The sequence below is a fragment of the Aquiflexum sp. genome (assembly GCF_041749095.1).
Classification (GTDB): Bacteria; Bacteroidota; Bacteroidia; order Cytophagales; family Cyclobacteriaceae; genus Aquiflexum.
Genome location: NZ_JBGTCA010000590.1, coordinates 1 through 7,049 on the forward strand (window position 1 = coordinate 1; position 7,049 = coordinate 7,049).

General features: G+C 39.2%; 7 protein-coding genes and 1 pseudogene. 6 read left to right on the forward strand and 2 right to left on the reverse strand.

The window, feature by feature from the left end; all coding sequences use genetic code 11:
* Window positions 1-689, reverse strand: a 689-nt coding sequence (locus tag ACEW8O_RS26470; RefSeq protein ID WP_373497640.1) for a glycogen/starch synthase, incomplete at its 3' end; no start/stop codon positions are given.
* A gap of 125 nt (window positions 690-814) precedes the next feature.
* On the opposite strand from ACEW8O_RS26470, the gene panC reads away from it, so the two are divergent.
* From panC to ACEW8O_RS26500, 6 genes are all read left to right on the forward strand, one after another.
* Window positions 815-1,663 carry a pantoate--beta-alanine ligase gene (gene panC, locus ACEW8O_RS26475; RefSeq protein ID WP_373497641.1) on the forward strand — a complete coding sequence of 283 codons (849 nt, stop codon included), beginning with the start codon at window positions 815-817 and terminating at the stop codon, window positions 1,661-1,663.
* Window positions 1,664-1,684: 21 nt separating this feature from the next.
* Complete coding sequence (gene panD, locus ACEW8O_RS26480; protein ID WP_084119657.1) at window positions 1,685-2,032, forward strand: aspartate 1-decarboxylase; 348 nt, start codon at window positions 1,685-1,687, stop codon at window positions 2,030-2,032.
* A gap of 1 nt (window position 2,033) precedes the next feature.
* Window positions 2,034-3,035, forward strand: a complete 1,002-nt coding sequence (locus ACEW8O_RS26485) for a lysylphosphatidylglycerol synthase transmembrane domain-containing protein (RefSeq protein WP_373497642.1) — start codon at window positions 2,034-2,036, stop codon at window positions 3,033-3,035.
* 31 nt (window positions 3,036-3,066) lie between these two features.
* Window positions 3,067-3,753 (forward strand): zinc metallopeptidase, encoded by a 687-nt coding sequence (locus tag ACEW8O_RS26490; RefSeq protein WP_373497643.1) that lies wholly within the window; start codon window positions 3,067-3,069, stop codon window positions 3,751-3,753.
* A gap of 104 nt (window positions 3,754-3,857) precedes the next feature.
* The gene (locus tag ACEW8O_RS26495; RefSeq protein WP_373497644.1) at window positions 3,858-4,997 is read left to right on the forward strand and encodes an acyl-CoA dehydrogenase; all 1,140 of its coding nucleotides are present in this window, start codon (window positions 3,858-3,860) and stop codon (window positions 4,995-4,997) included.
* A gap of 139 nt (window positions 4,998-5,136) precedes the next feature.
* Entirely contained in the window at window positions 5,137-6,066 is a 930-nt protein-coding gene (locus tag ACEW8O_RS26500) for a helix-turn-helix domain-containing protein (protein ID WP_373497645.1), read from the forward strand.
* Between the two features lie 79 nt (window positions 6,067-6,145).
* Here ACEW8O_RS26500 and ACEW8O_RS26505 read toward each other — a convergent pair.
* Window positions 6,146-7,049 (reverse strand): annotated as a pseudogene (locus ACEW8O_RS26505) (TonB-dependent receptor); the annotation flags it as partial.

Genomic DNA, 7,049 nt, shown 5'->3' on the forward strand with positions numbered 1-7,049 from the left:
ATTTCTTCGCTCTTGATGACCACGTCGGCATATTCCATTCCGATTTTCAGGAAGCCTTCATAATCTTTTGATTTGAGAGGGGCAAGTATGGCATCATCAATATCCACCATTTTTACTTTCTCCAACAAATCGTCGCCAAATTTATGAGTAAATCCCGTATTGTAAATAGCGAATACGGATTTTGTGTCTTTAAATAATGGCTCATTCTTGTAGGTTGTTTTCAGATACATCGGAATCAGACTTGTCATCCAATCGTTGCAATGAACCACATCGGGGGCCCAACCTAATTTTTTTACTGTCTCTATGACTCCTTTGCAAAAGAAAATGGCTCTTTCATCATTGTCCTCATAGAATTTTTCCTGCTTGTCATGAAAAACGCTTTTCCTTTGAAAATAGTCTTCATTGTCAATAAAGTAAACCTGAAGTTTGGCGTTAGGAATAGATGCCACCTTGATGATCAAAGGCTTCTCTTCCTCTCCCACTGCAATGTTGATTCCCGAAAGCCTCACCACCTCATGCAATCTGTTCTTTCTTTCATTGATCAATCCGAATCTTGGTACAAGAATACGGATTTCCATTCCTTTTTCCTGCATGGCCTGAGGTAAGGCTCTCACGAAAGCTGCAACTTCTGAAGTTTGAAGAAATGGATTGATTTCACTTGCGACGTAGAGAATACGAAGTTTTGACATACCTTGTTGGGTTTTATTGAGTGATAATAAACGCACAAAGATACAAAAAAAAGTGGTAAAGCCATTGTTATTCTAGAATATAACATAGTTTTGCCCCTATTTTACATTTGCAAAGTACAACATACGTGAAGCTTCTCCGGACCAAACAAGAGGTTCATCACCACCTTGAGATTTCTCGAATAAATAATACAACTATCGGTTTTGTGCCTACAATGGGCGCATTGCATGATGGCCATATGGATTTGGTCAAAAAAGCCAAAGAAAATTCCGGTGTCGTAATCGTGTCTATTTTCGTCAATCCAACTCAATTCAATAATAAAAAAGATTTTGAAAATTATCCCAAAACTTTGAACAAAGACTTGGAATTATTGGATAAATCCGGGGTTGATTTCGTGTTTGTACCTAGTAATCAGGAGATTTACCCTTCTGTACCAAGTCTTATCATTGATTTTGGCTCCATTGACAAGGTTTTGGAGGGTGCCTTCAGGCCTGGGCATTTTAATGGGGTGGGAATAGTGGTTTCAAAACTGTTAAATATTGTTAAACCCCACAAAACCTTCTTTGGTCAGAAAGATTTACAGCAAGTTGCCATCATCAAAAGACTGGTGGAAGACCTTTACTTCGACACAGAAATAGTCATCATTCCCACAGTCAGGGAGGCCGATGGATTGGCCATGTCTTCAAGAAACCTCAGACTTGATTCTGAACAGAGGAAAATTGCACCCACTATCTATAAGGCATTGACATTTGCAAAAGATGAACTTTTGGCCGGCAACAATTGGTTTGACACTCGGGAAAAAGTAAAAAGTATGTATGCTAAAGAACCCGAGGTTAGGCTGGAATATTTTGAATTGATATCCTCTGTCAGTTTTGAAATTCTTGACAGTCTCAAAGGCCATTCAAACATAGCCATCTGTACAGCTGCCTATCTCGGAGAAATCCGATTGATAGACAACATTTCCATATTTGATTAATATTGCGAAAAATTTCATTCCATGCACATTCAGGTATTAAAGTCAAAAATACATAGAGTAAAGATTACCCAGGCAGAATTACATTATGTAGGCAGCATCACCGTAGATGAAGATCTGATGGATGCGGCCAATATTATTGAAAACGAAAAAGTACAGATCGTCAACATCAATAACGGAGAGCGATTGGAAACTTATGTCATCAAAGGAGAAAGGGGAAGTGGAATGGTTTGCCTCAATGGACCCGCTGCAAGAAAAGCGCAGGTCGGGGACATTGTAATCCTGATTTCCTATGCATCCATGGATTTTGAAGATGCCAAAAAACACAAACCTTTGATCATCTTTCCGGATGACCACAATAAATTGATTTAAAGTGAGGCTAACGAAAAAACAATGGATCCAGGTGGCGGTTTCTTTGATAGTTGCCATCTGGATTTTTTGGTTTCTATATAAGGATATCAGCTTTGACGCCTTGTTGGAAGCGCTGTCCCAAACTTCAATGTTTTGGTTTGGCTTATCTGTTTTGGTTTCCCTTATCGGTTTTTGGGTGAGGGCATGGAGATGGAGGTTGCTCATTGATGCCGGAGAATCCCAAAAGACCACAACTATCCGTACATTTTGGGCATTGATGATCGGCTACCTTGCAAATCTTCTGGTTCCCAGAGCAGGAGAAGTGGCACGATGTGGGGTTTTGACCAAGACCGAAGACCGACAAATGGGTAAACTTCTTGGCACGGTGATTTTGGAAAGAACCTTTGACCTGCTGTTTATGGTCGGTATTATATTTTTGGCTTTTATTCTTGAAAGTGATCTATTTGTAAGGTTATCCAGTGAATTAGTTTCTTTGGATTCAATGAAAGAAAAGATTATACAATCCCTCCCAATTCTGATTGGTGGAGTTGTAGTGGCATTGATATTTGTCTATTTGGTTTTCCAAAAATACAGGAACAGTAGCCTTTTCAAGAAAATCAGGCATTTCCTGAGGGATTTGGTCAATGGCGTGATCAGTTTGAAAAAAGTTGATAATCAGTTGGGTTTCTGGGGAAGTTCAGTATTTATCTGGATTACATATTATCTGATGCTGATATTTATGGCCTGGGCCATCCCTTCTACTGCCAGTTTGTCATTAAGTGCTATGCTCATGGTTATGGTAATGGGCACTATTGGCATGGTTGCGCCTGTACAAGGTGGTATTGGTACCTTCCATGCATTAGTGGCTTTCATTTTGATGGCATATGGATTGAGCAATGAAGAAGGAAAAATCTTTGCGGCGATCATCCATGGAAGTCAGGTATTGACGGTGATTATTCTAGGGTTGATATCTTTGGGATTTTTCTTTAAAATAACTGCAAAGAAAGAATCCAAAACTTCTTAATTTCGTAATTAACTAGCAAACATAAAAAACTATGATTATTCTAATTGTTGTTGTATTCGCGGCTTTGGGCTTTATAGTCAGTCGCAAGCTGAAGAGCAAATTTAAAAAATACTCGCAGACTTCATTGAGGGCAAACCTATCCGGTAAAGAAATCGCAGAGTTGATGCTCACTGATAACAATATCCATGATGTAAAAGTCCTCAGTGTCGAAGGTCAGTTGACAGATCATTATAATTCCATGAACAGGACTGTGAATCTCAGCCCTGATGTCTATTATGGAAGAAATGCTGCTGCTGCTGCTGTGGCCTCCCACGAATGTGGTCACGCCATCCAACATGCAACATCTTATACTTGGCTGAATCTTAGATCTGCAATGGTCCCTGTACAGAACGCCAGTGGAAAAATCCTTAACATTGTTCTAATTGCCTCTCTGCTTGGGGGATTTATGTTGAATCTTCCTTATGAAATTATTGGTTACATTGTGGTAGGTTCTTATGGGGTAATGACTTTGTTTACTTTGGTCACACTTCCTGTTGAATTTGACGCAAGTAACAGGGCCTTGGCCTGGATCAAGACCAGAAATGTTGTGACCCAAGATGAATATGCCATGTCAAAAGATGCATTGAAATGGGCAGCAATGACCTATGTAGTTGCAGCATTGGCAGCATTGGCAACCTTGGCCTATTACATTTTCATCTTCTTTGGCAACAGGGATTAAGGAAACTGAAAAGCATCAGATGAGTTTACTTTAAGGGGCAGGAAATTGCCCCTTATTTTTTTTTGCTGTATCTTGAAAGCCAAATATTAAATCCAAATATTCGCATGAATTTTGAATATACAGAAGAACAATTAGCAGTTAGGGATGCAGCGAGAGAGTTTGCCCAAACAGAACTTTTACCTGGAGTAATCGAAAGAGATACAGAAGCAAAATTCCCGTCCGAACAAGTAAAAAAGATGGGGGAACTCGGCTTGATGGGCATGATGGTAGATCCAAACTACAATGGCGGTGGCATGGACTCTGTCTCCTATATCCTGGCCATGGAGGAAATATCCAAAATCGATGCCTCTGCATCGGTCTGCATGTCAGTCAATAACTCCCTTGTTTGCTGGGGTCTTGAAAAATACGGATCTGATGCGCAAAAAGAGAAATATCTGACACGTTTAGCAACAGGAGAAATTTTGGGCGCTTTCTGCCTTTCAGAACCTGAGGCAGGATCAGATGCAACTTCCCAAAGGACCACTGCTGATCTTCACGGGGATCATTATTTATTGAACGGAACAAAAAATTGGATCACAAACGGTAATACGGCAAGTGTCTATTTGGTTATTGCACAGACTGATGCAGCCAAAGGACATAAAGGAATTTCAGCATTTATTGTAGAAAAAAACTCCGAAGGATTTGTAATTGGAAAAAAAGAGGATAAATTGGGCATTCGAGGCTCAGACACCCACTCTCTCATGTTTACAGATGTCAAAGTCCCTGTTGAAAACAGGATAGGAGAGGAAGGCTTCGGATTTAATTTCGCCATGGAAACCCTAAATGGCGGAAGGATTGGAATAGCTGCCCAGGCATTGGGAATTGCATCAGGAGCTTATGAGCTGGCTTTGGCTTATTCCAAAGAAAGAAAAACCTTTGGAAAACCCATCAGTCAGCACCAGGCCATTCAATTTAAAATTGCTGATATGGCTACTCAAATTGAAGCCGCAAGGCTTTTGGTCCTTAAGGCCGCATGGCTAAAAGATCAGGGCGAGGATTATGCCTTTGCCAGTGCAATGGCCAAGCTATACGCATCCGAAGTCGCGATGGATGTGACTGTCGAAGCTGTACAGGTTCATGGTGGATATGGATATGTGAAAGAATATCATGTGGAAAGATTGATGCGTGATGCAAAAATTACACAGATTTATGAGGGAACAAGTGAAATTCAAAAAATAGTCATATCAAGAAGTATAATAAGATAATCATATCTTGATCCATGAAAAAGGTATAAGATCAATTTTTTATGCCTTTTTTTATTTTTAATTAAATAATTATTAAATAATTATATATGTATTTCCAAAATTATTATAGTTTTACACCCAAACATTAATATCTGATATCATGGAATATTACAATAAGGTAATTGAATCTGTCGGAGTACGTTTTCTGAAAGGAAATAATTTTAAAATCGAGAAACCCGTAACAGTATTAGATTACAGTGATACCGAAAATTCTATCATACTACTTCATCAAGGTTCAGTGAAGTTTTCTGAAGAAATGGAACTGGTAAATGAAGGTGAAATTCTTTTTATTCCTGCCGGAAGAAAAACCAATATTTCATTCGGTCAACAGAGTAAAAAAAGCGAAACCAGCAATGAAAACTTTTTAGACAACAAGAGAAAATATCTTCAAACGATCAGTTTCAAGGATATTAAAAATCTTGAAGAAGACTGTGTCACTATTCTCAACTTTGAAGCAAAGGTTTTTGATGTTGTTAATTTCTTCCACTCATTGGGTATTCCTTCATTTGTGATCAGGTTCAATGACAAGATTGCCTCTATCATTGAGGACATCGTTAAAGAATCCGAACAAAACACTCCGGGAAAAGAAAGGGTGATCAAAATCCATTCGGAGCTCTTGGTCATTGAAATCGTCAGACATATCCTCAAAAACAGATTGTTTGTAGAAGAACTTTCCACCAACAGCACCTACTTCAAAGACCCAAGACTTATTGATCTTTTCAACTATATCAAAAAGAATATAGGAGGTGACCTTTCGAATAAAGTCCTGGCAAAAGTTGCCAATGTATCGGAAGATTATGTTGGACAATACTTCAAAATGCTCACCGGCATCAATCCACAGGATTATATCGAATATCAAAGAATGGAAGCTGCAGTGGAACTTCTCAGAACTTCCAAGAAAAGCATCAGAGATATAGGGAAAGAGGTCGGTTATAAAGACACCGCTTACTTCTGTAGAAGATTTAAAATGATGTATGGCTTGCCTGCCGGAAAAATGAGAAGGCGGGAATCACTCATCAATGTTCAATAAACCCGCTCAATTCCAACTTAAAAACCGTCCTGTTTATTTGGGACGGTTTTTTTTTGCTGATTATTCAAATATAATTTTTTTAGAATTCAACAATAATCCCAACAGTTGGCAAAATTGTCCCTGCAGGATTATCGACTAATCGCATCTGATACCTAGTAGGGTCATTGGGATCAATTTTGAGTTGACCATTTGCTTCTCTTTGCGGCACCAAAATTGGGGGTTGCTGAGCCCTGAAATTATAGGCATTTTGAACATCAAAGTACCAGTTCAAATTCCATTTATCAAAGAAATAACGTTTGTCTATCCTTAAATCCAGTTGGTGGAAGGCTTTCAATCGTTGATTGTTGATCTGATTGAAATCAAGAATTGCCTGACCTCTCAAATCCCAAACTCCACGCAAAGAGGATGTTTCTATATCTATCGGAGTAAAAGGTAGTCCACCCAAATACCTCCACCTGGTTCCCAACTCCCAATTTTTCCCAAACCTTTTCCCAGCCGTCAAACTCACAATAAACCTGCTGTCCCAGGCCGAGGGTACAAATCCATCAGTGTTAGGATTGGTAAATTCACTTCTTACGAGTGTCACAGCGGCAATTCCATAAAAATTATTGAACAGTCTTTGTTGTGCCAAAAACTCTAGTCCATAAGCCCTTCCTTCTGAATCAGAGCTTACCGGTTCATTTCCGATCACTCCAAAATCCGCTCCTAAATTGGCAAGTGCAATACCGTTTCTGATAGAAGTAGGGTAATTGCTGTAATGTTTGTAAAATCCTTCAATACTAAACCTCCTGCTTTTATCCGGAATTACCCTTTCAATTCCAGTGATCAATTGGCTTGACCTGATGAACCGGATATCATTCAGTTGGTTTTCAAGATCACCTTCGTTGTTTCTGTACCCGAGAGCGGTATATGGTGGCTTCTGGTAGTAAATCCCCGCATTGGCTGTCCAAAAAAGGTTCGGTTTGATCTGATAGGAAATAGAA

Coding starts and splice junctions, on each gene's coding strand:
- ACEW8O_RS26495 (WP_373497644.1), top strand. CDS start 3,858: ATGAATTTTGAATATACAGAAGAACAATTAGCAGTTAGGGATGCAGCG.
- ACEW8O_RS26500 (WP_373497645.1), top strand. CDS start 5,137: ATGGAATATTACAATAAGGTAATTGAATCTGTCGGAGTACGTTTTCTG.
- ACEW8O_RS26490 (WP_373497643.1), top strand. CDS start 3,067: ATGATTATTCTAATTGTTGTTGTATTCGCGGCTTTGGGCTTTATAGTC.
- panD (WP_084119657.1), top strand. CDS start 1,685: ATGCACATTCAGGTATTAAAGTCAAAAATACATAGAGTAAAGATTACC.